21 protein-coding genes are annotated in these 24,568 nt (G+C 71.8%); 16 read left to right on the top strand and 5 right to left on the bottom strand.

Going from position 1 to position 24,568, the window contains the following annotated elements; genetic code table 11:
• Positions 1 to 122 precede the first annotated feature (122 nt).
• Entirely contained in the window at positions 123 to 3,296 is a 3,174-nt protein-coding gene (ileS, locus tag GA0070612_RS12430; RefSeq protein WP_088988041.1) for an isoleucine--tRNA ligase, read from the top strand.
• 97 nt (positions 3,297 to 3,393) lie between these two features.
• Positions 3,394 to 4,083: a lysophospholipid acyltransferase family protein gene (locus GA0070612_RS12435; RefSeq protein ID WP_088988042.1), complete on the top strand. Its 690-nt coding sequence runs from the start codon at positions 3,394 to 3,396 to the stop codon at positions 4,081 to 4,083.
• Between the two features lie 152 nt (positions 4,084 to 4,235).
• Here GA0070612_RS12435 and GA0070612_RS32805 read toward each other — a convergent pair whose 3' ends face one another.
• A complete protein-coding gene (locus tag GA0070612_RS32805) occupies positions 4,236 to 5,471 on the bottom strand; it encodes a hypothetical protein (protein WP_269458284.1) in 1,236 nt (411 codons plus the stop codon).
• Between the two features lie 78 nt (positions 5,472 to 5,549).
• Between GA0070612_RS32805 and GA0070612_RS12455 the strand changes: the two genes are divergently transcribed.
• From GA0070612_RS12455 to GA0070612_RS12505, 11 genes are all read left to right on the top strand, one after another.
• The gene (locus GA0070612_RS12455; protein ID WP_088988045.1) at positions 5,550 to 7,538 is read left to right on the top strand and encodes a TIGR03960 family B12-binding radical SAM protein; all 1,989 of its coding nucleotides are present in this window, start codon (positions 5,550 to 5,552) and stop codon (positions 7,536 to 7,538) included.
• Between the two features lie 233 nt (positions 7,539 to 7,771).
• Positions 7,772 to 8,212: a WXG100 family type VII secretion target gene (locus tag GA0070612_RS12460; protein WP_088988046.1), complete on the top strand. Its 441-nt coding sequence runs from the start codon at positions 7,772 to 7,774 to the stop codon at positions 8,210 to 8,212.
• An 11-nt stretch (positions 8,213 to 8,223) separates the two neighbouring features.
• Positions 8,224 to 9,690: a hypothetical protein gene (locus GA0070612_RS12465; RefSeq protein WP_088988047.1), complete on the top strand. Its 1,467-nt coding sequence runs from the start codon at positions 8,224 to 8,226 to the stop codon at positions 9,688 to 9,690.
• Positions 9,691 to 9,700: 10 nt separating this feature from the next.
• Positions 9,701 to 11,053, top strand: coding sequence for a type VII secretion-associated serine protease mycosin (mycP, locus tag GA0070612_RS12470; protein ID WP_088991448.1), 1,353 nt, complete (start codon positions 9,701 to 9,703; stop codon positions 11,051 to 11,053).
• 264 nt (positions 11,054 to 11,317) lie between these two features.
• Positions 11,318 to 12,013, top strand: coding sequence for a TIGR03936 family radical SAM-associated protein (locus GA0070612_RS12475; RefSeq protein WP_231924625.1), 696 nt, complete (start codon positions 11,318 to 11,320; stop codon positions 12,011 to 12,013).
• Between the two features lie 131 nt (positions 12,014 to 12,144).
• Positions 12,145 to 15,228, top strand: coding sequence for an Rne/Rng family ribonuclease (locus tag GA0070612_RS12480; RefSeq protein WP_088988048.1), 3,084 nt, complete (start codon positions 12,145 to 12,147; stop codon positions 15,226 to 15,228).
• Positions 15,229 to 15,345: 117 nt separating this feature from the next.
• Positions 15,346 to 15,822, top strand: a complete 477-nt coding sequence (locus tag GA0070612_RS12485; protein ID WP_088988049.1) for a hypothetical protein — start codon at positions 15,346 to 15,348, stop codon at positions 15,820 to 15,822.
• Between the two features lie 166 nt (positions 15,823 to 15,988).
• Positions 15,989 to 16,303 carry a 50S ribosomal protein L21 gene (rplU, locus tag GA0070612_RS12490; RefSeq protein ID WP_007464063.1) on the top strand — a complete coding sequence of 105 codons (315 nt, stop codon included), beginning with the start codon at positions 15,989 to 15,991 and terminating at the stop codon, positions 16,301 to 16,303.
• An 11-nt stretch (positions 16,304 to 16,314) separates the two neighbouring features.
• Positions 16,315 to 16,569, top strand: coding sequence for a 50S ribosomal protein L27 (rpmA, locus tag GA0070612_RS12495; protein ID WP_007464062.1), 255 nt, complete (start codon positions 16,315 to 16,317; stop codon positions 16,567 to 16,569).
• 95 nt (positions 16,570 to 16,664) lie between these two features.
• The gene (obgE, locus tag GA0070612_RS12500) at positions 16,665 to 18,125 is read left to right on the top strand and encodes a GTPase ObgE (RefSeq protein ID WP_088988050.1); all 1,461 of its coding nucleotides are present in this window, start codon (positions 16,665 to 16,667) and stop codon (positions 18,123 to 18,125) included.
• Between the two features lie 70 nt (positions 18,126 to 18,195).
• The gene (locus tag GA0070612_RS12505; RefSeq protein WP_088991450.1) at positions 18,196 to 18,645 is read left to right on the top strand and encodes a GNAT family N-acetyltransferase; all 450 of its coding nucleotides are present in this window, start codon (positions 18,196 to 18,198) and stop codon (positions 18,643 to 18,645) included.
• Between the two features lie 15 nt (positions 18,646 to 18,660).
• Here GA0070612_RS12505 and GA0070612_RS12510 read toward each other — a convergent pair whose 3' ends face one another.
• Both GA0070612_RS12510 and GA0070612_RS12515 read right to left on the bottom strand, forming a co-directional pair.
• Positions 18,661 to 19,320, bottom strand: coding sequence for a DUF6766 family protein (locus tag GA0070612_RS12510; RefSeq protein WP_088988051.1), 660 nt, complete (start codon positions 19,318 to 19,320; stop codon positions 18,661 to 18,663).
• A 63-nt stretch (positions 19,321 to 19,383) separates the two neighbouring features.
• Positions 19,384 to 19,875, bottom strand: a complete 492-nt coding sequence (locus tag GA0070612_RS12515) for a DUF4383 domain-containing protein (RefSeq protein ID WP_088988052.1) — start codon at positions 19,873 to 19,875, stop codon at positions 19,384 to 19,386.
• A 231-nt stretch (positions 19,876 to 20,106) separates the two neighbouring features.
• On the opposite strand from GA0070612_RS12515, the gene GA0070612_RS12520 reads away from it, so the two are divergent.
• The 3 genes from GA0070612_RS12520 to GA0070612_RS12530 are packed head-to-tail and all read left to right on the top strand — an operon-like array spanning position 20,107 to position 22,074.
• Positions 20,107 to 20,928: a hypothetical protein gene (locus tag GA0070612_RS12520; RefSeq protein WP_088991451.1), complete on the top strand. Its 822-nt coding sequence runs from the start codon at positions 20,107 to 20,109 to the stop codon at positions 20,926 to 20,928.
• A gap of 31 nt (positions 20,929 to 20,959) precedes the next feature.
• Positions 20,960 to 21,427, top strand: coding sequence for a phage holin family protein (locus tag GA0070612_RS12525; protein ID WP_088988053.1), 468 nt, complete (start codon positions 20,960 to 20,962; stop codon positions 21,425 to 21,427).
• Positions 21,424 to 22,074 carry a DUF3618 domain-containing protein gene (locus GA0070612_RS12530; protein WP_088988054.1) on the top strand — a complete coding sequence of 217 codons (651 nt, stop codon included), beginning with the start codon at positions 21,424 to 21,426 and terminating at the stop codon, positions 22,072 to 22,074. Before GA0070612_RS12525 ends, GA0070612_RS12530 begins: the two co-directional genes overlap by 4 nt.
• 62 nt (positions 22,075 to 22,136) lie before the next feature.
• Here the strand turns inward: GA0070612_RS12530 and GA0070612_RS12535 are convergent, their stop codons facing one another.
• Complete coding sequence (locus GA0070612_RS12535) at positions 22,137 to 23,102, bottom strand: glycosyltransferase (RefSeq protein WP_231924539.1); 966 nt, start codon at positions 23,100 to 23,102, stop codon at positions 22,137 to 22,139.
• A 76-nt stretch (positions 23,103 to 23,178) separates the two neighbouring features.
• Positions 23,179 to 24,426, bottom strand: coding sequence for a cytochrome P450 (locus GA0070612_RS12540; protein WP_088988055.1), 1,248 nt, complete (start codon positions 24,424 to 24,426; stop codon positions 23,179 to 23,181).
• Positions 24,427 to 24,568 lie beyond the last annotated feature (142 nt).

A 24,568-nucleotide genomic window follows, 5' to 3' on the forward strand; every position in this document is an offset into this window, starting at 1 on the left:
CGATCCTGACCGCCAAGCGGGGTGGTACCGCGGGCCACCCGGGGAGCGTCGTTCGAGGCGTACCCCGGAAGGTTCGTCCTCGCAGACCCACGAACAGTGAGCTGCGAGGAGAGCGACCCCCGATGGCCTATCCGTTGCACGACCCGACCGCCGCCGGTGTCCCGGCGAGCCCGGACCTGCCCGCGGTCGAGCGCCGGGTGCTGGAGCACTGGACGGCCGACAAGACCTTCGAGGCCAGCGTCGAGGCCCGTCCCGCCGGGACCGACGGCAAGAACGAGTACGTCTTCTACGACGGCCCGCCGTTCGCCAACGGCCTGCCGCACTACGGGCACCTGTTCACCGGGTACGTCAAGGACGTGGTGCCGCGCTACCAGACCATGCGGGGGCGGCACGTCGAGCGCCGCTTCGGGTGGGACTGTCACGGCCTGCCCGCCGAGGTGGTGGCGGAGAAGCAGCTCGGCATCACCAGCAAGGCGGAGATCATCGACCTGGGCGTGGCCCGGTTCAACGAGGCCTGCCGCACCTCGGTGCTGGAGTTCACCCAGGACTGGGAGCGGTACATCAACCGGCAGGCCCGCTGGGTCGACTTCACCAACGACTACAAGACCCTCGACCTGGACTACATGGAAAGCGTCATGTGGGCCTTCAAGACCCTGCACGACAAGGGTCTGATCTACGAGGGTTTCCGGGTGCTGGCGTACTGCTGGCGGTGCGAGACGCCGCTGTCGAACACCGAGACCCGGATGGACGACGTCTACCGGGACCGGCACGACCCGACGCTGTCGGTGTGGTTCGGGCTGACCGCCGACGAGTCCGCCCCGGAGCTGGTGCGTGGACCGGTCAAGCTGGGTGTCTGGACCACCACGCCGTGGACCCTGCCGTCGAACCTGGCGCTCGCCGTCGGCCCCGACATCGAGTACGCGGTGCTGGAGCGCGACGGGGACCGCTTCGTGGTCGGGGCCGCGCGGCTCGGCGCGTACGCCAAGGAGCTGGACGGGTACGAGCTCCTCGGCACGGTGTACGGCCGGGACCTGGTCGGACGTCGCTACACGCCGCTGTTCGACTTCCTCGTCGAGCAGGCTGGCGACAACGCCTACCAGGTGCTCGGCGCGGAGTTCGTCACCACCGAGGACGGCACCGGGATCGTGCACCTGGCCCCGGCGTTCGGCGAGGACGACCAGAACGTCTGCAACGCCGCCGGCATCCCCACCATCGTCACCGTCGACGACCACACCCGGTTCACCGCGCTTGTCCCGCCGTACCAGGGTGAGCAGGTCTTCGACGTCAACAAGCCGGTGATCCGGGAGCTGAAGGAGCGGGGGGTGGTGCTCAAGCAGGACACCTACACCCACTCGTACCCGCACTGCTGGCGCTGCGACACCCCACTGGTCTACAAGGCGGTGTCGTCGTGGTTCGTCGCGGTGACCCAGTTCCGGGACCGGATGGTCGAGCTGAACCAGGAGATCAACTGGACGCCGGGGCACATCAAGGACGGCTCGTTCGGCAAGTGGCTGGCCAACGCCCGGGACTGGTCGATCAGCCGCAACCGGTTCTGGGGCTCGCCCATCCCGGTGTGGAAGTCCGACGACCCGAACTACCCGCGACTGGACGTCTACGGATCGCTGGCGGACATCGAGCGGGACTTCGGGGTACGCCTGAGCGACCTGCACCGGCCGGCGGTGGACGACCTGGTCCGCCCCAACCCGGATGACCCGAGCGGTCAGTCGATGATGCGTCGGGTGCCGGAGGTGCTGGACTGCTGGTTCGAGTCCGGGTCGATGCCGTTCGCCCAGGTGCACTACCCGTTCGAGAACGCGGACTGGTTCGAGCACCACTACCCGGGTGACTTCATCGTCGAGTACATCGGGCAGACCCGTGGCTGGTTCTACACGATGCACGTGCTGGCCACCGCGCTGTTCGACAGGCCGGCGTTCCGCAACTGCCTGAGCCACGGCATCCTGCTCGGTTCGGACGGGCGCAAGATGTCCAAGAGCCTGCGCAACTACCCGGACGTCTACCACGTCTTCGACTCGTACGGGTCGGACGCGATGCGGTGGATGCTGATGTCCTCACCGGTGCTGCGGGGTGGGGACATGGCGGTGACGGAGACGCTCATCCGGGACGCGGTCCGGCAGGTGCTGCTGCCGCTGTGGAACGTCTGGTACTTCTTCACGCTCTACGCCAACGCCGACGGATACCGGGCCAAGCGGAAGACCGACGCTGAGCCGACCGGCGGCGCGGACGCCGCGGGCACCCTGCTGGACCGGTACATCCTGGCGAAGACGAACGAGCTGGTGTCGACTGTCAGCGCGCAGATGGACGCGTACGACATCTCCGGCGCCTGCGCGACCGTCCGGTCCTACCTGGACGCGCTCACCAACTGGTACGTGCGCCGGTCCCGGGACCGGTTTTGGTCCGGTGACGTCGACGCGTTCGACACGCTCTGGACCGTGCTGGAGACGCTCAGCCGGGTGGTGGCGCCGCTCGCGCCGCTGACCGCGGAGGAGATCTGGCGTGGCCTGACCGGTGAGCGGTCGGTGCACCTGACCGACTGGCCGTCGGCGGAGGAGTTCCCCGCCGACCACGATCTCGTGGCAGCGATGGACAACGTACGGGCGGTCGCGTCGGCGGCGCTGTCGTTGCGCAAGGCCAAGGGTCTGCGGGTGCGGCTGCCGCTGGCGAGCCTCACCGTGGCCTCGCCGGCGGCGGAGCAGCTGCGCCCGTTCGCCGACCTGGTCGCCGACGAGGTCAACGTGAAGGCGGTGGAGTTCAGCGCGGAGCTGTCCGCGTACTGCGAGCAGGTGTTGACGGTGGTGCCCCGGGCGCTCGGCCCGCGGGTCGGCAAGCAGGTGCAGCAGGTGATCAAGGCGGTGAAGGCGGGCGACTGGGAGCTGGTCGACGGCGCCCCGGTGGCCGCCGGTGTCACCCTCGCCGAAGGCGAGTACGAGCTGCGGCTGGTCGCCGCCGACGCCGAGCACTCCGCGCCCCTGCCGGGCGGTGAGGGTGTGGTGGTGCTGGACACCGAGGTGACCCCGGAGTTGGCCGCCGAGGGGTTGGCCCGCGACGTGGTGCGGGTGGTGCAGCAGGCCCGCCGGGACGCCGACCTGGACGTGTCGGACCGGATCGTGGTGTCGGTGTCGGCGTCCGAGGAGGTGCGCGCCGCCGTGTCGGCGTACGTCGACTTCGTCTCCGGCGAGGTGCTGGCCGACTCGGTGGACTTCGCCGAGGGGCTCGACGGTTTCGCCGGTGAGGTCGGCGAGGGCGAGCAGATCACGGTCACCGTCCGCCGGTCGTAACGCGCGGACGCGGACGCCTCCACACCTCCGTCTGCGGGGTGTGGAGGCGTCCGCTACGGTGACACCGCCTGCTCGCATTTCATCTGCCGGAGGACCAGTGCCGCTGCTCTACACCATCGGCAAGCTGACCGTGGGCCCCACGCTGCGGGTGGCGTTCCGCCCGACCGTGGAGGGTCTGGAACACGTGCCGGAGACCGGCGGCGCGATCTTCGCCGGCAACCACCTCTCGGTGGCCGACGAACTGTTCCTCGGCACGGTCGTGCCCCGACACCTGGCGTTCTGGGCCAAGTCGGAGTATTTCAACGGCACCGGGGTGAAGGGCGCGATCTCGAAGTTCGTCCTCACCGGCCTCGGCGCCATTCCCGTCGAGCGGGCCGGCGGCCGTGCCGCGCTGTCCGCGTTCGACGCGGCGATCCCGGCGCTCAAGGGCGGTGACCTGGTGGTGGTCTACCCGGAGGGCACCCGTTCGCCGGACGGCAAGCTCTATCGGGGCCGCACCGGCGCGGCCCGGCTGGCGATCGCCGCCGGTGTGCCGATCATCCCGGTCGGCATGATCGGCACGGACAAGGCGCAGCCGATCGGCGCCCGGGTGCCCCGCCCCGGCACTGCCAAGATCACCGTTCGCTTCGGCAAGCCGTTGGACTTCACCGGCCGACCGGACGACCGGACCTCGCTGCGGCAGATGACCGACGAGATGATGAGCGAGATCCAGAAGCTCACCGGCCAGGAGTACGTACCCCGCTACGCCCCGCCCCGCGCCCACCCGGACCCGACCCGCGACGCGTGACCCGTCGGCGGGCCTCACTTTCTGTGGTCGGCCTCTCGCGTTCGGTGGCCGGCGTTCGGCCATCGCCCGATGGAGTGTGTCGTCTGGGCGCGACCTGACGCGGCGTCACCGCCGACACGCCAGCGGTGCTGGTCGGCGGCCCGTGGTGTGGCTCAGCCTCGCTCAGGCTGGACAATCTGGATACGCAGAGTGTTCAGCAGGGTGGCGCTGTCGGTGACGGAGAGCCGGGTGAACACGCCGGTGGCGATGCTGCCGTGGTCGACCGAGGTGCAGACCACCACGTCGCTGCCGTCGGCCCGGCCGACGGCGCAACGCTCGTGCCGTCCCCGGACACCGGTGTCGACGGTCTCGGCCGCCGCCAGCGCGTACCGGTCGGCGAGTCGGCTGATCTCGGCCTCCGCGTCCGCCTCCGGGGTCAACCGGAACCCGGTGCCGCCGAAGAGGGTCACCCGCTTGCCGTTCGTCGTGGAGTAGACGCCGGCGAACGTGTCCTCGGCCAGCAGGTGCTCGTCGCGTACCTCGTTCTCCAGTTGCTTCGCGGTCTCCGCGCTCCGGTTGTCCTGACGCAGTGTGAGGTCCTCGATCTGCTCCGGCAGCGCCGCGCGGGCCGGGTACTGGGCCGAGATCGGGAAGCCGTAGTAGGCGGGGCAGCCGCAGCAGCACGCCAGCGTGAGCAGCAGCAGCCACGGCCAGCGGCGACGCCGACGGGCCGGCGCGTACCCCTTGGTGGTCGGCTGGCCCGGAGCGGGCGCCGCCGGTGGTGTGCTGGACCGGCCGCCGCGGCGCTGCTTCGGAGGCCTGGCCGGTGCGGGCGGCGGTGGAGGCGGCGACATCGGTCGGCTCGGCATCGTGGGCCTGGCGGCCGGCGGCGGCACCGGGGCGGCCGGCGGCGGCACCGGAGCGACCGGCGGCACCGGGTGCGACCCGACCGGGGGAGCGGGCGGACCGGACCACTGCCGAGTCGCCGGCGGCACCGGGTAGGGCGTCGTCGGGGGCAGCGGAGGCAACTCGGCGGAGGGCAGGTCCCAGCCGCCGGTGTCCACCCCGGCCCACGGGTCGACCGGGGTCTGGTGCTCCGGCGGCCCGACGGGCACGGCCTGCGGCGGCGTCGGCTCGGCCGACTCACCCCAGGCGGGTCGGCGCGGCAACGGGGGCGGCACCGAGGCCGAGCCGCTCCACCGGGGCGCGGGAACGTCCTCGGTGGCGGTGGCCTCCGGCTGGTCCGCCGGCTCCGGTCGGTCGGCAGCCGTGGGCTGCGTCGAGGGTTCCGGCTGGTCCGACGGTACGGGTGGGGAGGTCGGCTTGTCGGCGGCCGCCGGATCGCGGTCCGGCGGTGTGCCCGGGGTGCTCCCGTCGGCCGGCCGTGCTCCCGGCTGAGGCTCGGGCATCGCGGCAATCTCCTCTCGCGCCGGTCCGAGGTTAGTACCGCGTCGCCACCGCCGGACGGGCGCGTACCCTTGGGCATCATGAGTGCCCCGTCCTTGACGCCGCGCGCGGCCGCCACCCATTCGGTCTGGTCCCAGCTCGAGCCGCTGCTGCCCCAGGTCTCCAAGCCCATCCAGTACGTCGGGGGCGAGTTGGGCGCGGTCACCAAGGACTGGGATGCGGCAGCCGTGCGCTGGGCGTTGATGTATCCCGACGCGTACGAGGTGGGCCTGCCCAACCAGGGCGTGCAGATCCTCTACGAGGTGCTCAACGAGCTGCCCGACACCCTCGCCGAGCGGACGTACGCGGTCTGGCCGGACCTGGAGAACCTGATGCGTACGCACGGGGTGCCCCAGTTCACCGTCGACGCGCACCGGTCGGTCCGCAACTTCGACGTGTTCGGTCTCTCCTTCTCGACCGAGCTGGGCTACACCAACATGCTCACCGCGATCGACCTGGCCGGCATTCCGCTGCTGGCCGCCGACCGCACCGACGCCGACCCGGTGATCGTGGCCGGTGGGCACGCCGCGTTCAACCCGGAGCCGATCGCCGACTTCATCGACGCCGCGGTGCTCGGTGACGGCGAGGAAGCGGTTCTGGAGATCACCGCGATCGTCCGGGAGTGGAAGGCCGAGGGCTCCCCGGGTGGGCGTGACGAGCTGTTGTTGCGGCTCGCCCGCACCGAGAGCGTCTACGTGCCGCGCTTCTACGACGTCGACTACCTGCCGGACGGGCGCATCCAGCGGGTCGTGCCGAACCGGGCGGACGTGCCGTTCCGGGTGCACAAGCGCACGACGATGGACCTGGACGCCTGGCCGTACCCGAAGAAGCCCCTCGTGCCGCTGGCCGAGACGGTGCACGAGCGGTACGCGGTGGAGATCTTCCGGGGCTGCACCCGGGGCTGCCGGTTCTGCCAGGCGGGCATGATCACCCGTCCGGTGCGGGAGCGGTCGATCACCACGGTCGGGCAGATGGTCCGCGAGGGCCTGGAGTTCTCCGGCTTCTCCGAGGTGGGCCTGCTGTCGCTCTCCTCGGCGGACCACTCGGAGATCGGCGACATGTGCTCGGGCCTCGCCCAGCAGTACGAGGGCACCAACGTCTCGCTGTCGCTGCCCTCGACCCGGGTGGACGCCTTCAACATCGACCTCGCGCAGGAGCTGTCCCGCAACGGGCGGCGTACCGGTCTGACCTTCGCCCCGGAGGGCGGGTCCGAGCGGATCCGCAAGGTCATCAACAAGATGGTGTCGAAGGAAGACCTGATCCGCACCGTCGTCACCGCCTACAGCAACGGCTGGCGGCAGGTGAAGCTCTACTTCATGTGCGGCCTGCCCACCGAGACCGACGAGGACGTCCTCGAGATCGCGGAGATGGCGCACGAGGTGATCAGGGCCGGTCGGGCCGCCACCGGTTCCAAGGACATCCGCTGCACCGTCTCGATCGGCGGGTTCGTGCCGAAGCCGCACACCCCGTTCCAGTGGGCCGCCATGGAGCGTCCGGAGGTCATCGACCACCGACTCAAGATCCTCAAGCAGGCGATCAACTCGGACCGCTCGTTGGGCCGCGCCATCGGCTACCGCTACCACGACGGCGAGCCGTCGCTCATCGAAGGTCTGCTGTCCCGGGGCGACCGGCGGGTCGGCTCGGTCATCCGCAGGGTGTGGGAGAACGGCGGCCGGTTCGACGGGTGGAGCGAGCACTTCTCCTACCAGCGCTGGGTGGACGCGGCGGCCGAGACGCTGCCCGCGTTCGGGGTGGACCTCGACTGGTACACCACCCGGCAGCGCGAGGAGCTGGAGGTCCTGCCCTGGGACCATCTCGACTCGGGCCTCGACAAGGACTGGCTCTGGCAGGACTGGCAGGACTCGGTCAGCGGTTTCGAGCAGGACGACTGCCGGTGGACGCCCTGCTTCGACTGTGGAGTCTGCCCGTCGATGGACACCGAGATCCAGATCGGCCCCACCGGCAAGAAGTTGCTGCCGCTCACCCCGGTGGGTGGCAACGGCATGAAGGTGCCGACCGGCGGGGCCTGACCTCGCCGGCGGGGCGGCGCCCGGAGGCGCTGCCCGCTACTCTCCACTTCCGATGTCGTCCAACGGGTCCGCGTCTCGCGGGCCCGTTGGTGTCGGTCGGGCTCCGCGCCGCGTCACCGCCACCTGTGGGTGTGTGTCGACGGCGAACGGGGGCTGCCCCGACTTGGTCAGACTTCGATACGCTGCGTCTGACATGGACCGACCCGGCGGGTCGGGAACGGGGGAGGAATCGCATGGGGAGCATCCCGCCGCCGAGCACCGGCGATCTGCACGTCAGCGTCGAGGACCTGGACGCCGCGGCGGCGTACGTCGAACGCCTGAAGCAGTACGTCGAGGACACCCTCAGCTACGAGATGGAGCGCATCAAGGAACGGATGAAGGGCGACAGCAACAACGCCCAGACCGTTCCGAACGGCACCCCCTTCGGGGCGTACGAGGACGCCCGCATGCAGTGGGCGGCGCTGACCACCTCCACGGGCAACATGGAGGCGCACCTCACGACGCTCACCCAGAAGCTCGCCGCGCTGAAGCAGGGCACCGAGGAGATCGCCAAGGCGTTCCGCGACACCGAGGCGCGTAACGCGGCCAACGGCAAGGAGATCGAGCGACTGCTGGAGTCCGCCGCACCGCCGCCCACCGCCGGCGGCGCGCCCACCTACCCGTACACGGCCTGAGGGGGACGGTCATGGCTGGAGGAACCTGGGAGCGGTGTGTCCGCGAGGTGACGCTCTCCGCGGACCCGGAGACCGTCGGTTCGGTCGGAGCGGGCTGGAACAACCTCTCCACCGGTCTGCAACACCTGCGCGACGCGCTGGTCGGCCGATCGTTCGTCGGGCCGGTCGCGACGGGTCAGGAACGCCCGCACGTCGGCGGCCTGCCCGGGATGCTCGCCGGTTGGAAGGGCAGCGGTGGTGACGCGTACCGCGAGCACCTGAGCACGATCGGCAAGCAGATCGAGGATCTGATCACCGACGCGACGAACGTCAGTGGCGCCCTGATCCGGATCGAGGGCGACATCCGCAAGTCGGTCTCCACGATCCCGATTCCGCTGATGGACGACTTCGGCATCAACGAGTGGAGCCTGCCCAACGGCACCGAGCTCGACGACGCCCGCGACGGCGAGAGCTCGTCCGGCTTCCTCGCCGCCCTGCGGCAGGACTACCAGAACAACCCGGCGTCGTACGCCGACGGCGCGTTCCGCGACAAGGCCGACGACCTGGAAGCGACGATGAAGGTCGACGGGCAGGCCGGCGACCAGAAGCGGGGAGGCTGGTGGGACACCAAGTCCCATCTGGACAACTGGTACCGGGACAACCAGCAGGCGGCCCACGCGGCCATGTCGCCGCTGCCCGCAGCTGTGTACGCGGAGCGTCCGAAGCTCACCGTTGTCGCGCCCAACACGGACATGAGGGACGACTTCCGTCGCGACACCCGGGTTCCGCCGACCGGGCGGCCCGACATCGGTGGAGGCGAGTTCGGCGGTAAGCCCGACATCGGTGGCGGCGGCCCCACCATCGGCAGCCGGCCACCGGGCATCGGCGAGGTGGGCGGTCCGACGTCCGGCGTCGGCCCGTTCTCGCCGACCGGGCCCGGCGGGATCGGCGACGGTTCGGCCCCCGGCACCGGCCAGTTCACGCCCCCGTCGACCGGCTCCGGCTATCCGGATGGCGACGACGGCTACAGCAGCGGGCTGGCCGGGGCGAGCCCGAGCAGCATCGGCGGCATCGGCGGCGGCCTCGGTGGCACCGGGGTCGGCAGCGCCGGTCTCGGTGGCGCCGGCGGTGGTTTCGGGGGTGGGCCCGGCGTGGGCTCGGCCGGTGGGATCGGCGCCGGTGGCGGGCTGGGTGCGGGAGGGATCGGCGTCGGCGGCATCCCCGGCATGGTGGGTGGCGGCAACGGCAAGCTGCCACCGATGACCAGTGCGGCGAACGCACTCCGCACCGCTGCCGGCGCGAGCGGCGCCGGGATGCCGGGCGGCGCGCGTGGCGCTGGTGGCATCGGCGGTGCCGGGATGATGGGCGGCGGCATGATGGGCGGCGCGGGCGGGGCCGGGCACGGCGGCGGCAGCGGCTCGGAGCACTCGTCGTGGTTGACTGAGGACGACGATCCGTGGGGCCCTGGTGACGGGGCGTCTCCGGGTGTCCTTCGCTGAGGACGGAATGATGACTGTGAACGTCGGCAGCCTCCGACCGGTGATCGCCAGCCTGCTGGCCGGGTTCCTGGTGGTGGGAGCCGCCCAACCGGCGGCCGCCGCACCCCGGCGGGCCGAGCAGTGGTATCTGGACGAACTCCGCATCGACCAGGCGCACGAGATCTCGACCGGGCGGGGCGTGGTCGTGGCCGTGCTCGACACCGGTGTCGAGGCCACCCACCCGGACCTGCGCGGTCAGGTGCTGGCCGGCGGTCGCAGCTACGGCGGCTCCGGCGACGGCCGGACCGACGAGGAGGGGCACGGCACGCACATGGCCGGCATCATCGCGGCGAAGAGCGGTGGCCGGGACGGGGTGGACGGCATCGCCCCCGGTGCGAAGATCCTGCCCATCAAACTCCGGAAGGCCGGCGAGACCAACACCGCCGCGGCGGTGACCCTCGGCATCCGGATGGCCGTCGACGGCGGCGCCAAAGTGATCAACATGTCCTTCGGTGGCCCGGGCTCCGCCAGCCCCGAGGAAGTGAGCGCGATCAAGTACGCGCTGGACCACGACGTCGTCGTGATCGCCTCCGCCGGCAACACGTCCAAGGGCGACACCACCGTCATCAGCCCGGCCAACACCCCCGGTGTGGTCGCGGTGACCGGCACGACCCGGGGCGGCTCGTTCTGGTCCGGCTCCGTCAAGGGGCCGGAGGCGGTGGTCGCCGCTCCCGGCGACGGCATCTACAACGCCGCCAACGAGGGCGGTTACGGCTGGGGCGACGGCACCTCCGACTCGGCTGCCATCGTCTCCGGTCTCGCCGCGCTGATCCGGGCGAAGTACCCGGACCTGAACGCTCCGAGCGTGATCAACCGGATCATCCGGACGGCGCGGGACGCCGGCCCGGCCGGGCGGGACCCGCAGTACGGCTTCGGGGTAATCGACCCCGTGAAGGCGCTGACCGCGAACGTGCCGCCGGTCACCGCCAACCCACTGCTCGACCCGGCCGCCGCTACCGACCCGGGTCCGGCCCGCACCGGGGGCGCGGACGAGGAGTTCGACGTCACCCAGCACGGCGACCGCGGTGGCCCCACCGACCAGCAGGTGATGGTGGTGGGCATCGGGATCGCCGTGGTGCTGGTGCTACTGCTGGGGCTGGCGGTCTTCCTGATCTGGAACCGCCGTCGCTACCGCCGGGAGGCCGCACAGGCGGCCGACATCCCGGATCACCTGCTCGACCAGGCGGATCCGGGCGCGTACCCGTCGCCGCCGCCCGGTTACGCGCCGCCGCCTTCCGGGTACGCGCCCCCACCGGGGTACGCCCCGCCCTCGAACTACGGCCCGCCGGGCGGTCCGCCGCCCCCGCCGCCGACACGGCGGTAACACGTGACGGCCGGCCGGTGACCTCCGCGTCACCGGCCGGCCGTCGGCCTTCGCGGCGGCGGTAACGTCCCTGGCGACCGCTTTGCCCCCGTCCGTCGACGCCGAACGACCGCCCCGGTCGCGTACCGTCACGACGCCTGCGCCAGGATGGGTGGACACGCAGGTACCCCCGAGGAGCACACGATCGCCAGAAAGCCTCAACCCGAGGGCGGCCAGGCGCCGGTCGTCCAGCGCGTCCGCATCCGCTACGCCAAGCGCGGGCCGCTGCGGTTCACGTCGCACCGGGACTTCGCCCGGGCGTTCGAGCGCGCGCTCCGCCGGGCCGCCGTACCGGTCGCCTTCTCCCAGGGTTTTCATCCGCACCCGAAGATCTCCTACGCCAGCGCCGCGCCGACGGGCGTGGCCAGCGAGGCGGAGTACCTGGAGATCGCCCTTCAGGCGCCGGTCGACCCGGAGGCGCTGCGGGCCGCGTTGGACGCCGCGCTCTCTCCCGGGCTGGACGTCCTGGACGCCGTGATCGCCGACGGGGGCAACCTTCCGGACCGGATCGAGGCGTCGCACTGGCACATCGAGATGCCCGAGGTGGACCCGGCGGTGCTGCGGGCCGCTGTGGATGCCTTCGTCGCCGCCGACGAGGTGTTGGTGGAGCGGATGACCAAGCAGGGCCGACGGACGTTCGACGCCCGCGCGGCCGTGATGTCGATCGATGCCTCAGCACCGACGCCGACGCCTTCCGGGGCACCGGACGTCCCGTGTGCGATACTCGAACTGGTCGTGCGGCAGGTCACCCCGTCCGTGCGGCCCGATGACGTCCTTTCCGGCCTCCGCGTGGTGGCCGACCTGGAGCCGCCGGTTTCGCCGAGGGTGACCCGGCTGGCTCAGGGCACGTTGACCGCGCAGGGTGCGATCGTGGATCCGTTGGATGCGGACCGCGACGGGGCAGCCATCGTTGAGCACTGACCGACGGTCGGTGCTCTGGCAGGCAGACTTCGGCGGTCGCGCACCTCGCGCGCCCGGCGGAAACACTTTTGCGGCGACCCTGCGTGGCAGCGCTCACCCGCGCCCGGGGTAGCCAGAACTGGAGAACGTCCATGCTCGAGAACGAGCCCGAGGGCGGCGAACGGACCGGTTCACAGCCGGCCGGCGAGACCGCCGACGACAGCACCACGGCGGTCGGTTCGGCTCCGGTGGGACCGCCGCAGGACGCCACCGGGGCGGAGAGCGTCGAGCCCGCCGCCCCGGTGCGGCGCACCCGGGCGACCCGCCGCCGGGCCGCCCCGCTCAACCAGCCGGAGCAGACCGACGCGCCGGTCGAGGCGACCACCGGTGGGGCCGGCAGTGTCGAGTCACCGCAGGCGGAGGTCTTCGCTCCGGTCTCCGGTGACCTGGACGTCGCCCCGAAGACCCCCCGGCGCCGCCGCAAGGCCACTCCCGTCGAGACCACCGCCGACGAGCCGCTGGTCGCCGCCTCGGCGGAGGCGGCGTCGGCCGAGGTGGTTCCGCCGGTCAAGGTGACCCGGACCCGGCGTAAGAAGGCCACACCGGCCGCCGTCGAGGAGCCGCCCGCGACCGAGGAGCCACCGGCGACCGAGCAGCCGGTCGCCGCCGAGGAGCCACCGGCGACCGAGGAGCCGATCGTCGCCGAGGAGCCCGCGGAGTCCGACCTGCGCGAGGCCGAGGCCGAGCTGGACGACACGGAGACCCTTCCGAGCGCGACCGCCGCCGAGCTGGCCTGGACCAGCGGGGCTCAGGACCGCTCGGGCGAGGTGCCGCCGGGTGTGGCAGTTCCCGGTGTCGGCGACGAGCCGAACGCGCCCGCCGAGGTCGAGCCGGAGCAGCCGCGTACCCGTCGTCGGAGGGCTGCCCTCTCCGCGCCCACCGTGCTGTTCATGGCGCCCCAGCCCGACGCCGTGCCGGTGACCCGGCCGGTGGAGTCCGCCCCGGTCGCCGAGGAGCCGGCCGTCGAGGAGGCCGCCGAGCCGTCCCGCCGCCGCCGGCGCGGTCGCCGCGACGCCGAGCCGGTTGAGCCGATCGAGGCGGTCGAGGCCGAGGAGGCACCGGTCGAGGAGGCCGAGGAGGCCACCGAGGCGGATGAGGACGACGAGGACAGCGCCGCCGCGCGCCGTCGCCGCCGGCGTGGTCGCCGTGGCCGTGGCCGGGGCAAGGGCGGGGCCGACGACGCCGAGGACGAGGAGTCCGAGGAGGCGGCCCAGGCCGACGAGGAAGAGACGTCCGAGGCCGAGACCGAGGGCGACGTGGACGAGGAGGCCGAGGGCGGCGACGGACTGACCCGTCGTCGCCGGCGGCGTCGTCGTCGCGGCGCGGGCGACACGGAGGGCACCGCCGACGACGGCGTCCCGACCGTGGTGAAGATCCGCGAGCCGCGCCGTACGGTCGACGAGGTGCAGGGCGTCTCCGGCTCGACCCGCCTGGAGGCCAAGCGTCAGCGCCGCCGCGACGGCCGGGAGCAGCGGCGTACCCGGCCGCCGATCCTGAGCGAGTCGGAGTTCCTGGCACGCCGGGAGGCCGTGGACCGGGTGATGGCGGTCCGCCAGCGCGGTGACCGTACCCAGATCGCGGTCCTGGAGGACGGCGTCCTGGTCGAGCACTACGTCACCCGTAACTCCTCCGGCACGATGGCCGGCAACGTGTACCTGGGCAAGGTGCAGAACGTGCTGCCGAGCATGGAGGCGGCGTTCGTCGACGTCGGCCGGGGCCGCAACGCGGTGCTGTACGCCGGCGAGGTCAACTGGGACACGTCCGGCCTGGAAGGGCGGGCCCGCTCGATCGAGCAGGCGCTGCGCTCCGGCGACTCGGTGCTGGTCCAGGTCACCAAGGACCCGATCGGGCACAAGGGTGCCCGGTTGACGAGCCACATCGCGCTCTCCGGCCGGCACCTGGTCTACGTGCCCAACGGCAACGCGTCGGGGATCAGCCGCAAGCTGCCGGACAACGAGCGCAAGCGGCTGCGGGACGTGCTCAAGAAGCTGGTCCCGGACGGCGCGGGCGTGATCGTCCGTACGGCCGCCGAGGGCGCCACCGAGGACGAGCTGGCCCGTGACGTCAAGCGTCTGCAGGCGCAGTGGGAGGACATCCAGGCCAAGGCCGCCGAGGGTGGCGCTCCGGTGCTGCTCTACGGAGAGCCCGACCTGGTCATCCGGGTGGTCCGCGACCTGTTCAACGAGGACTTCCGCGAGCTGGTCATCGAGGGCGAGCAGTCGTACGAGATGGTCGAGTCGTACCTGTCGCACGTCTCCCCGGACCTGGTGGACCGGGTGCGTCGGCACGTCGGCACGAGCGACGTCTTCGCCGAGTACCGGATCGACGAGCAGATCATCAAGGGTCTGGACCGTAAGGTCTTCCTGCCCTCCGGTGGCTCGTTGGTGATCGACCGCACCGAGGCGATGACTGTCGTCGACGTCAACACCGGTAAGTACACCGGCTCCGGGGGCAACCTGGAGGAGACCGTCACCCGTAACAACCTGGAGGCGGCGGAGGAGATCGTCCGTCAGCTCCGGCTCCGCGACATCGGCGGCATCGTGGTGATCGACTTCATCGACATGGTGTTGGAGTCGAACCGGGAGCTCGTGTTGCGCCGACTCACCGAGTGCCTCGGCCGGGACCGGACCAAGCACCAGGTCACCGAGATCACCTCGCTCGGCCTGGTGCAGATGACCCGTAAGCGGATCGGCGCGGGCCTGCTGGAGGCGTTCAGCGAGACCTGCGAGTGCTGCAAGGGCCGGGGCGTGATCATCCACACCGAGCCGGTGCCGGAGAAGCCGCGTGCCGCCGGCGCGGGGGAGAAGGTCAAGGCCGTCGCCTCGTCGGCGCCCGCCGCCCCGGCCGTCGAGCAGGGCACGACCTCGTCCCGCCGTCGGGCGCGCAAGAACGCGCCGGCCGAACGGACCGTCGTCGAGGTCGTCGACACCGACACCAGTGCCGAAGCGGACGCCGACTACCAGGACACCATGGGCTACGACCTGTCCCGGTACGAGTCGGACACCGCTGCCGCTCCGGCGGTCTCCGACAGCCAGCAGGGCGAGTCGGCCCGGCTGGCCGCGGCGGACGACCCGGACGCGCTCGCCGACGGTGACGGCGACGAGGAGGCCACCGAGGGTGGCGGCGGTCGACGTCGTTCACGCCGGGGTGGCACCCGTCGCCGGACGCGCCCCTGACCGCCTGACCGGCCACGTGTTTGACGAGGTCCCTTCCCCGGCAAAGTGACGGGGAAGGGACCTCGCCGTTCCGGCCACCCCGGCCCGGGACCGGTCGACCCGCGTCAGGAGAAGAAGATGCGTCGTCTGCTCGCCGTCACCGTGGTGGCCACCGTGCTCGCCGGCGCGGTCGGATGCTCCGACCGGTCCGGGACCGTTGGGCCGGATGTGACCAGGGTGGCCACCCAGGGCCCGGTGTCCGGGCCGGCCAGCAGCGCGGCGGCGGGCGACGCCGAACAGGTCTGCGCCGCCGCCCAGCGGGCCAGCACCACCGCCGTCCGGACGTACGTGGCGGAGCTGGGTCGGATGGTCGCGGCGGTGGGCGCCGGTGACGGCACCGCGGCCGAGGCGGCCCGGGGGCGGGCCGAGGCGGCTCTGGACGGCTGGCGGACCGAGCTGCGGGCGCAGTCGGAGCGGGCCACCGATCCGCAGCTCAAGACCATGCTCACCGACCTCGGCACCGAGGTGGCCGCGCTCCGCGTCGACGTGGAGTCAATCGACGAGACCGAGCTGGACCGGCTCCAGCAGCGTCTCGACCAGCTCTGCGCACGCTGACCAGGGCGGGCCGGTTTGGGGTCCGGGCGGGCGATGGCGTACTCTTGCCTGCGGCGCACTTTTGGTGTGCCGAGTTCCCGTGTGCCCGCGCCGCCGTGCACTGCTACCCGGCGAGCCGCCGCGGGGACGACCGCCAGCAGCCTCAACGACAGGGAGTCCGCCTCCGATGTACGCGATCGTCAAGACCGGCGGCAAGCAGTACAAGGTCGCCGAGGGCGACGTGATCGAGGTCGAGAAGCTCACCGGTGCTCCCGGTGACGCGGTGAAGCTCACCGCGGTGCTCCTCGTCGACGGTGACGACCTGGTGACCGACGCGGCAAAGCTTGCCGAGGTCGCGGTGTCCGGCGAAATTGCCGCGCACACCAAGGGCCCGAAGATTCGGATCCACAAGTTCAAGAACAAGACTGGCTACCACAAGCGCCAGGGTCACCGTCAGCCGTTGACCCAGGTCAAGGTGACCGGCATCTCCAGCGGGAAGTAGGTCGTCCTCCAATGGCTCACAAAAAGGGTGCGTCCAGCTCGCGTAACGGTCGTGACTCCGCGGCCCAGCGACTCGGCGTGAAGCGCTTCGGTGGTCAGGTCGTCAGCGCCGGTGAGATCATCATCCGGCAGCGTGGCACCAAGTTCCACCCCGGTGACCTGGTCGGCCGTGGCGGCGACGACACGCTGTTCGCGCTGTCCGCCGGTGCGGTCCTGTTCGGCACGAAGCGCGGTCGCAAGACCGTCAGCATCGTTCCGCAGCAGTAGTTCTCTTCGCTCAAGCGGGCCGCGGACCTACGGGTCCCGGCCCGCTTAGCCTTTTCCGAAGTGCGGGGTAGGACCTCGCTGGAAGGATTGACACCGTGGCAACGTTCGTTGACCGGGTCGTTCTGCATCTGCAGGCCGGCGATGGTGGGCACGGTTGTGTCTCGATCCACCGCGAGAAGTTCAAGCCCTTCGGTGGGCCGGACGGCGGCAACGGCGGGCACGGCGGCAGCGTCTCGCTGGTGGTCGACCCGCAGGTGACCACGCTGCTCGACTTCCACTTCCACCCGCACGTCAAGGCCGACAACGGCAAGGGTGGCGCCGGCTCGAACCGGGACGGGGCCAACGGCCGCAACCTGGTGCTCAAGGTGCCCAACGGCACCGTGGTGCAGACCACCGACGGCACCGTGCTGGCCGACATGGTGGGCGTCGGCACCACCTTCGAGATCGCCCGCGGTGGGCGCGGTGGGCGCGGCAACGCCTCGCTGGCCAACGCCAAGCGCAAGGCCCCCGGCTTCGCCGAGCTGGGCGAGCCCGGCGACCAGCTGGACATCGTGCTGGAGCTGAAGAGCGTCGCCGACGTCGGTCTGGTGGGCTTCCCGTCGGCCGGCAAGTCGTCGCTGATCTCGGTGATCTCCGCGGCCAAGCCGAAGATCGCCGACTACCCGTTCACCACCCTCGTGCCGAACCTCGGCGTGGTCCGGCTGGACAACCACACCTTCACCGTCGCCGACGTGCCGGGTCTGATTCCCGGCGCGGCCACCGGCAAGGGGCTGGGTCTGGAGTTCCTCCGGCACATCGAGCGCTGCGCGGTGCTGGTGCACGTCATCGACTCGGCGACCCTGGAGCCCGGACGCGACCCGGTCGCCGACATCGACGCCATCGAGGCCGAGTTGAGCCAGTACGGCGGGCTGACCGAGCGCCCCCGACTGGTGGCCGTGAACAAGGTCGACGTGCCGGACGGCCGGGACCTCGCCGAGATCGTGCGCCCGGACCTGGAGGAGCGCGGTTACCGGGTGTTCGAGGTCTCCGCAGCCACCCGGGAAGGGCTCAAGGAGCTGACCTACGCGATGGCCGAGCTGGTGGAGGCGGAGCGCAAGGCCGCGCCGCCCGCCGAGCCGACCCGGGTCGTGATCCGCCCGATGGCGGTGGACGACGCCGGGTTCACCATCACCGCCGAGGCGGACGGCTCGTTCACCGTTCACGGCGTCCGGCCGGAGCGCTGGGTCAAACAGACCAACTTCGACAACGACGAGGCGGTCGGCTACCTGGCCGACCGGCTGGCCCGGCTCGGGGTGGAGGACAAGCTGGCCAAGGCCGGCGCGCAGCCCGGTGACCTGGTCCGGATCGGTCAGCGCGAGTTCGACTGGCAGCCGACGCTCTTCGCGGGTGTGGAGTTCGTACCCGGTAACCGGGGCACCGACGTCCGCCTGGAGGAGAAGTCGAACCGGGCCTCCGCGGCGGAGCGGCTCGCCGCTCGGAAGGCCCGCCGGGTGCGGTCCGAGGACGAGGTGGGCGCGGACGCGTCCGACGACATCGACGAGGACGACGCCGAGTAGTCCGTTGCGCTCCGTGACCGGGTTGATTTCCGGAAACCTCCGCGAAATCCACCGGTCCTAGCGTGGGGTGATGCTGATCGAGTCCCGGCCCGCCACCGATCCGGAGATCGCCGCCCTCGTCGTCGCACAGCAGCGTGAGCTGCGCGAGGCCGACGGCGGGTTGGACGGGCAGGTCTTCGTGCCGCACGACGACGTCCGCTACCTGGCGGTGGTGGTCAACGGCCGGGCGGTCGCCTGCGGAGGGCTCCAGGCGCTCGACGCCGAGACCGGCGAGGTCAAGCGGATGTACGTCCGGCCCGCGTACCGGGGGCGGGGCATCGCCCGCCAGTTGCTGGCCGCGCTGGAGGAGTGCGCGTTCCGGCAGGGGCATGCGGTGGTCTGCCTGGAGACGGGCACCTACCTGCCGGCTGCCATCGGGTTGTACACCTCGTGCGGCTACGACCCGATACCGGTGTACGGCGAGTACGTGGACAACCCGTACAGCGTCTGTTTCGCCAAGCGGCTGCCGGTCGCGGCCTGACCGTCGGGTCTGCGCTCAGGCGCCGGTGCTGGCGTGCGCGACGGTCACCGGCTTCGACTCCGGCGAGCCGTGTTGGCGCAGCACGATGCTCAGCAGGATGAGCGCGCCGACGGCGAGGAACTCGCTCTGCCAGTTCTGCATGGACTGGAACCAGAAGTCGCTGGTGCCCAGGAACTCCCACACCCCGATCGGCGGTGCGCCGCTCTGTAGTGCCTGCTCCTGGTTGTACGCGGCGGTGCCGCCGAGCAGGTGGCCGACGAACGAGCCGGCGAAGATCAGCAGTAGGGCGAGGGAGAGGCTGTTGCGGTAGACCACCAGCGGCAGGCCACCGACGCGTACCGGCCACGGTGACTGCGGGGTGGCCCGGCGCTCGTCGTCCTCCGGTCGGTCGGTCTGGTCCACCGGCTTCGACTCGGCCGAGCCCCGCTGCACCAGGTACGCGGTGAGCAGCACGTACCCGCCCATCTGGAGGAACTCGGACTCCCAGTTCTCGAAGACGGCTTCGACGAAGTGCCCGCTGGTCAGGTACGCCGGCCAGCTCAGTGGCGCGGCCCCGAACTCGGTCAACTCCTCGTTGTGGGTCTGCCACCCGAAGACGCTCTGCAGCACGAGGAAGACCAGGAACGCGCCGATCATGGCGACGGCCAGCGCGTTGTCGCGGAGCCAGCGAGGCATGTCGTACCTCCTTCGCTGGCCGATTACCCCTGCGGGCGGGACCGCGAAACCCGTAACGCCAGGTCAGTGGCGTTCGGCAGGGCTGTCGAGGCGACCGCCGGTGCCGGCCTGGTTCGACAGCAGCAGCCCGAGCGCGAGCATCCCGAAGCCGAGCGCCAGGTGCAGCCAGTTGTCGGCGTCGTTGACCGGCAGGATGTTCGCCCCGCCCTCCGGGTTGATGGCCTCGATCACCAGCCCGTAGAGCCAGAGTGCCAGGTAGATCGCACCGCCGGCGGCCAGGAAGACACGGGCGCCGGCGACGCTGCGGGCCAGCGACAGGCCGGCCAGCCCGAAGATCAGGTGCACCGCGTTGTGCAGGATCGACACTTGGAACAGCCCGAGCAGCTTGGCGTCCGAGTGGTGTCCGCCGAACCTCAGGTCGCCGTAGTCGGTGGTGATGCCGGGGATGAAGCCGAGGACGCCGATCAGCAGGAAGATGCCGGCGACGGCCAACGCGGCCACCTGGACCCGGGGCCGGGCGGCGGCCGGCCGGCCACCTCGCGCGTCTCGTGCCATCGCTGCCCCCTCCGTGGATCTGCCAGCCCTCGCGAACCTCGCTGTCCGCGGCGGCGTGGTGACGCAGCCCGACGATCCTCCATTTTGAAGTCGATCCGGCCGGCCGCGCAGAGGAATGCACGAAGAGGTATGGAAGCCGAAACGCCGGGTAGGTCAATGGTCAGCGGTCGTGGCGACGCGATCGCATCCCCCCAGCACAACCGCGACGACTTTCCGAGCGGAAGGGACATCATGACTTACGAAGTTTCACCTACGTCTTCCACGTACGGGCAGGAGTCGGCCAACGGCAGTGGCGTCCGCGAACAGGCGCGCCAGGTCGGCTCCGAGGCCGCGCACGCCGGCGGCGCGGTCGCACAGACCGCCAGGGAGCAGGGCGCCGAGGTCGGCCGTGAGGCGGCCCGGCAGGCCCGCAACCTGTACGGCGACGCCCGCACCCAGCTCGCCAGCCAGGCCGGTGAGCAGCAGCGCAAGGCCGCCGGCGGGCTGCGTTCGCTGGCCGACGAGATGCGCTCGATGGCCGAGCAGGGTGGCCAGGCCGGCCCGGTGACCGAGCTGGCCCGCCAGGCCGCGGACCGGGTGCACGGTGCGGCCGGCTGGTTGGAGGAGCGCGAGCCCGGTGACCTGATCACCGAGGTCCGCGACTACGCACGGCGCAACCCCGGCACCTTCCTGGTCGGCGCGGCGGTCCTCGGTGTGCTCGCCGGCCGACTGACCCGCAGCATCTCCGCCGCCGGCGACGACTCCGGCAACGGATCCTCGACCTACCGGGGTGCCGGGGCGTACGACCCGGAGCAGACCGCCGTGATCCCGACGCCGCCCCCGGCGCCGCGCACCACGCCGGACGCCGTCCCGCAGAGCGGCTACGCCGAGCCGACGCAGAGCGGCTACGCCGCCCCCACGTCCGGCGGCTACACCGACCCGACTCCGGGCAGCTACGCCGAGCCCACCCGGGGCGACTACCCGCAGCACTCCGGCACCGGCCAGCCGCTGCCGCCGGTGACCCAGACCGACCCGCTGCCGGGCGTGCCGTCCACCGGCAGCCCTCGTCCGTGAGCCACCGAGTCGTCCGAAGGGAGGCGACGGCATGACCATGCCGACGCAGGGGCCCGGACCGGGCTCCGGCCACCACCCCGACGCGGGTGCCCCGCACACCGCCGACGAGGTGCGCAACAGCTCGTTGGGTGACCTGATGCGTCAGGTCACCACCGACCTGTCGACGCTGATGCGTCAGGAGGTCGAACTGGCCAAGGCGGAGATCCGCCAGGAGGGCAGGAAGGCCGGCAAGGCCGCCGGGCTCTTCGGCGGCGCCGGCTTCGGCGGCTACATGGTGGCGCTCTTCGTGTCCATCGCCGTGTGGCAGTTCCTGGACAACGTCATGGACTCCGGCCTGGCCGCGCTGATCGTGGCCGTGATCTGGGCCGCGGTCGCCGCCGTCCTCTACTCCATGGCCAAGAAGAACGCCCAGCACGTACGCGGGCTCAAGAAGACCAACGACAGCGTGCAGCGGATCCCCGACGCGCTCAAGCCGCACCCGGAGGGAGTCACCCGATGAGCACCGATCCCGATCAGATCCGCCGGGAGATCGAAGCCACCCGTAACAGCCTCAGCTCCGATGTGGACGCGTTGGCGTACAAGGTCAGCCCGAGCCGCATCGTCGACGACCGCAAGCAGCGGGCCCGTTCCGCTCTGCAGAATGTGAGGGACAAGGTCATGGGAACCGCGTCTGACCTCGGCCACGGCACCGGTCACGCCGCCCACTCGGTGGGTGACCGCGCCTCGTCGGCGGCCTCCAGCGTCAGCGACGCCGCGCAGTCGGCGGCGGCCACGGTCAGCGACGCCGCCCACAGCGCGCCGCGGGTGATCCGGCAGAAGTCCCAGGGCAACCCCCTCGCCGCCGGTCTGATCGCGTTCGGCGTCGGCTGGCTGGCCTCGTCGCTGATCCCGGCCTCCCGCCGTGAGCAGCAGGCCGCGACCCAGCTCAAGGAGCGGGTGAGCGAGCACAGCGGCGCGGTGACGGAGAAGCTGGGCGCGGTGGCGAACGAGCTCAAGGACGAGCTGCGCGAGCCGGCCCAGCAGGCGGCCGAGTCGGTGAAGTCCACCGCCCAGGACGCGGTGCACGCGGTCAAGGACGACACGAAGTCCGCCGCGCACGACGTCAAGGACCAGGCCCAGCAGGCCCGGCACCAGGTCAGCCCCTGAACCGGGCCGATCATCGTTGCGACAGCTCGCGGCCACCCCGGTGACCGCGAGCTGTCGTGCTGTCAGGGGCTCTGCCGCCGCCCCTGGTGGGCGCGCAGGGCACGGGTCCGGTGGGCGGCCCGGCGGATCCGGCGGTCGCCGTACCGGACACCGCCGAGCAGGAACCGCTGGGCGACAGCGAGCCAGCCGCACACCCCGCGCTCCAGCAGCCATACCGGTGCCGCCAGCGCCGTCGTCGGAGGGAAGACGGCGGTGCCGCCCGCTCGGCGGCGACCCGCCTCGGCGAGGGCGACGGTGCCGGCCGCCGCGCCGAGCACCAGCGCGGGTCGCCGGGCCGCGACCGCAGCGCCCAGTGCCGGCAGGACCGCGAGCGCGGTCAGCAGACGCGCCGGCTGGGCCAGGTCGTCGTACGCCTGACGGACCCGTTGGCTTCGGAAGTGCGCGGCGTCCGGAGGTAGCCGGCGTACGTACAGCCAGGCCGGCTTCGCCTCGGAGCGGTCGTGCGCACGCATCGTGCGGATCAGTTCCAGGTTCTCGAAGAGCACGTCCGGGTCGTACCCGCCGATGGCGAGGAACGTGCTGCGCCGCACGGCGAGGGTCCCCGGGTAGTCCGCGCCGAGGGCCCGGTTGAGCAGCGTCCGACCGGTGTCCCACCAGGCGTGCCAGGGCAGCGGGTCGAAGTAGTTCTGCGGTCGGACCAGGTCGACCTCGTCGAGCAGGAGGTGTACGGCGGTCAGCCCGGCCTCGTCGTACCGGACGTCGTCGTCGGCGATCACCACGTGTTCGTGCTCCGCCGCGCGTACGCCGGTGCGGACGCCGAGCACCTTCCCGTTGAGCCCCGGACCTCTGCTGTCGGGTGGGAGGTGTCGGACCAGCCCCGCCCAGGCGTCGGCGTGCCGGGCGAAGAGGTCCGGCGCGGAGCCGTCGACCACGAGCACGTCGACGCGGTCGGCCAGCCAGCGCAGGTAGTCGGTCAACTCGGCCAGGCCGCTGTCGGAGTGCCAGCGCAGCGGCAGCACGTAGGTCACCGGCAGGCGGACCGGCGGAGCGGGCCCCCGTCGTACCTCTGCACGCCGTGGTTGATCGCGCACGGGCGTCGTCCGATCAGTCGGTGCGGCGGATGGTGGTGATGGTCAGGCCGAGGGGCGGCAGCGCCGGCATCCGGCGCAGGTCCAGGGTCAGGTCCTGGACCGGTACGTCGTAGCGCATGGTGGTGGTCAGGTTGGCGACCGCCCGTTTCATCAGGTCGATGGTGATCCACTCACCGGCGCACCGGTGCCCGGCCCAGTGGTCACCGCCGCCCTGCGGGATCAGCTCGTACGGGTCGACGTGTCGCCCGGCGAACCGTTCCGGACGGAACAGCTCCGGTTCCGGCCAGAGCGTCGGGTGGTGGTTGGTGCCGTACAGGTCGAGCAGCACCCGTCGGCCGCGGGGGAAGTGGTGACCCTCCCAGTCGAAGGAGCGTCGGACCCGGGCGGCAGCCATCGGGAAGAACGGGTAGTAGCGGCGTACCTCCTGGACGAAGTTCTCGGTGGCCTCGTCGTCGTCGCGGACCCGGTCCCGCCAGCCCGGGTGGTCGTGCAGGGCGAGCGCGGCGAAGGCGATGTACTGGTCGACGGCGACCACGGGGCGCAGCAGGTTCAACAGCTCCACCGCCGCGATCCGGCGGGGGAGCAGGTCGCCCCGCCCGTCCCGGTGTTCGGCGATCACCGCCAGGGCGCTGCCGGCCGGCGCCGGAGCGAGACCGGTCCGGGTCCGTTCGACCAGGGCGGCGAGCCGGCGTTCGGCGCGGCGACGGGCGAGCCGTCCCCGCCAGTGCCGGGGGCCGACCAGCGCCGGCGCCTCGATCATGGCGTGCAGCTCGACGGCGCGGTCCGCGACCTGCGAGGCGGGCAGCGGCGCCCCGACCCAGGCGTACACCACCCGGGTCAGTAGTCGGCCCAGCTCGTCGTAGAGCGACACCGGCCCGGCGGCCTCCCAGGCGGGGATCCGGGCCCGCCACTCGTCGTCGAAGAGCTGGCCGAGCCGCCGGATGGCGGCCGGCGTCATGATCGACATGAACATCGCCTTGCGGTCGGTGTGTTCCGTCCCGTCGAGCCCCTGCACACCACCCCGGCCGGTGAGGGTCCGCTGCACCCGCAGCGGCATGGCGGTGGCCCGTTGGAAGCGTTCGGTGTCGTAGAACAACTCGGTCGCCGGCCGGCCGCGGAGGCAGATGGTCGGAGCGAGCAGGATCCGGGTGCGGAACACGTCGCTGTCGTAGCGCTCACAGCGTTCGCCGATGAAGCGGTAGCCGGAGCGGAGCAGCGCGAGCGTGCTGTCCGGGCTGCGGTCGGCCGGCATGCTCGCCATCGGGTCTCCTCACGCGCGGGGTCCGGCCGGCTGTCTACCCCGGTCGCCGCAGCTGAATCCCCGCGCGGGCGGCACACCGCTGGCCCCTCCCAGGGGCGGCGGAACCTGGTTTGCTGCTGGTGGGGCAACCACGGGGAGGGCG

Origin of the sequence: Micromonospora chokoriensis, assembly GCF_900091505.1 — a bacterium.
GTDB classification, from domain to species: Bacteria; Actinomycetota; Actinomycetes; order Mycobacteriales; family Micromonosporaceae; genus Micromonospora; species Micromonospora chokoriensis.

Excerpts from the sequence above, each read along its gene's own strand:
- GA0070612_RS12465 (WP_088988047.1), top strand. The coding sequence starts at position 8,224 with ATGGCTGGAGGAACCTGGGAGCGGTGTGTCCGCGAGGTGACGCTCTCC.
- mycP (WP_088991448.1), top strand. The coding sequence starts at position 9,701 with ATGACTGTGAACGTCGGCAGCCTCCGACCGGTGATCGCCAGCCTGCTG.
- rplU (WP_007464063.1), top strand. The coding sequence starts at position 15,989 with ATGTACGCGATCGTCAAGACCGGCGGCAAGCAGTACAAGGTCGCCGAG.
- ileS (WP_088988041.1), top strand. The coding sequence starts at position 123 with ATGGCCTATCCGTTGCACGACCCGACCGCCGCCGGTGTCCCGGCGAGC.
- GA0070612_RS12460 (WP_088988046.1), top strand. The coding sequence starts at position 7,772 with ATGGGGAGCATCCCGCCGCCGAGCACCGGCGATCTGCACGTCAGCGTC.
- GA0070612_RS12540 (WP_088988055.1), bottom strand. The coding sequence starts at position 24,426 with ATGGCGAGCATGCCGGCCGACCGCAGCCCGGACAGCACGCTCGCGCTG.
- GA0070612_RS12455 (WP_088988045.1), top strand. The coding sequence starts at position 5,550 with ATGAGTGCCCCGTCCTTGACGCCGCGCGCGGCCGCCACCCATTCGGTC.
- GA0070612_RS12525 (WP_088988053.1), top strand. The coding sequence starts at position 20,960 with ATGACCATGCCGACGCAGGGGCCCGGACCGGGCTCCGGCCACCACCCC.
- GA0070612_RS12505 (WP_088991450.1), top strand. The coding sequence starts at position 18,196 with ATGCTGATCGAGTCCCGGCCCGCCACCGATCCGGAGATCGCCGCCCTC.
- GA0070612_RS12520 (WP_088991451.1), top strand. The coding sequence starts at position 20,107 with ATGACTTACGAAGTTTCACCTACGTCTTCCACGTACGGGCAGGAGTCG.
- GA0070612_RS12515 (WP_088988052.1), bottom strand. The coding sequence starts at position 19,875 with ATGGCACGAGACGCGCGAGGTGGCCGGCCGGCCGCCGCCCGGCCCCGG.
- GA0070612_RS32805 (WP_269458284.1), bottom strand. The coding sequence starts at position 5,471 with ATGCCCGAGCCTCAGCCGGGAGCACGGCCGGCCGACGGGAGCACCCCG.
- GA0070612_RS12485 (WP_088988049.1), top strand. The coding sequence starts at position 15,346 with ATGCGTCGTCTGCTCGCCGTCACCGTGGTGGCCACCGTGCTCGCCGGC.
- GA0070612_RS12510 (WP_088988051.1), bottom strand. The coding sequence starts at position 19,320 with ATGCCTCGCTGGCTCCGCGACAACGCGCTGGCCGTCGCCATGATCGGC.
- GA0070612_RS12530 (WP_088988054.1), top strand. The coding sequence starts at position 21,424 with ATGAGCACCGATCCCGATCAGATCCGCCGGGAGATCGAAGCCACCCGT.
- rpmA (WP_007464062.1), top strand. The coding sequence starts at position 16,315 with ATGGCTCACAAAAAGGGTGCGTCCAGCTCGCGTAACGGTCGTGACTCC.
- GA0070612_RS12480 (WP_088988048.1), top strand. The coding sequence starts at position 12,145 with ATGCTCGAGAACGAGCCCGAGGGCGGCGAACGGACCGGTTCACAGCCG.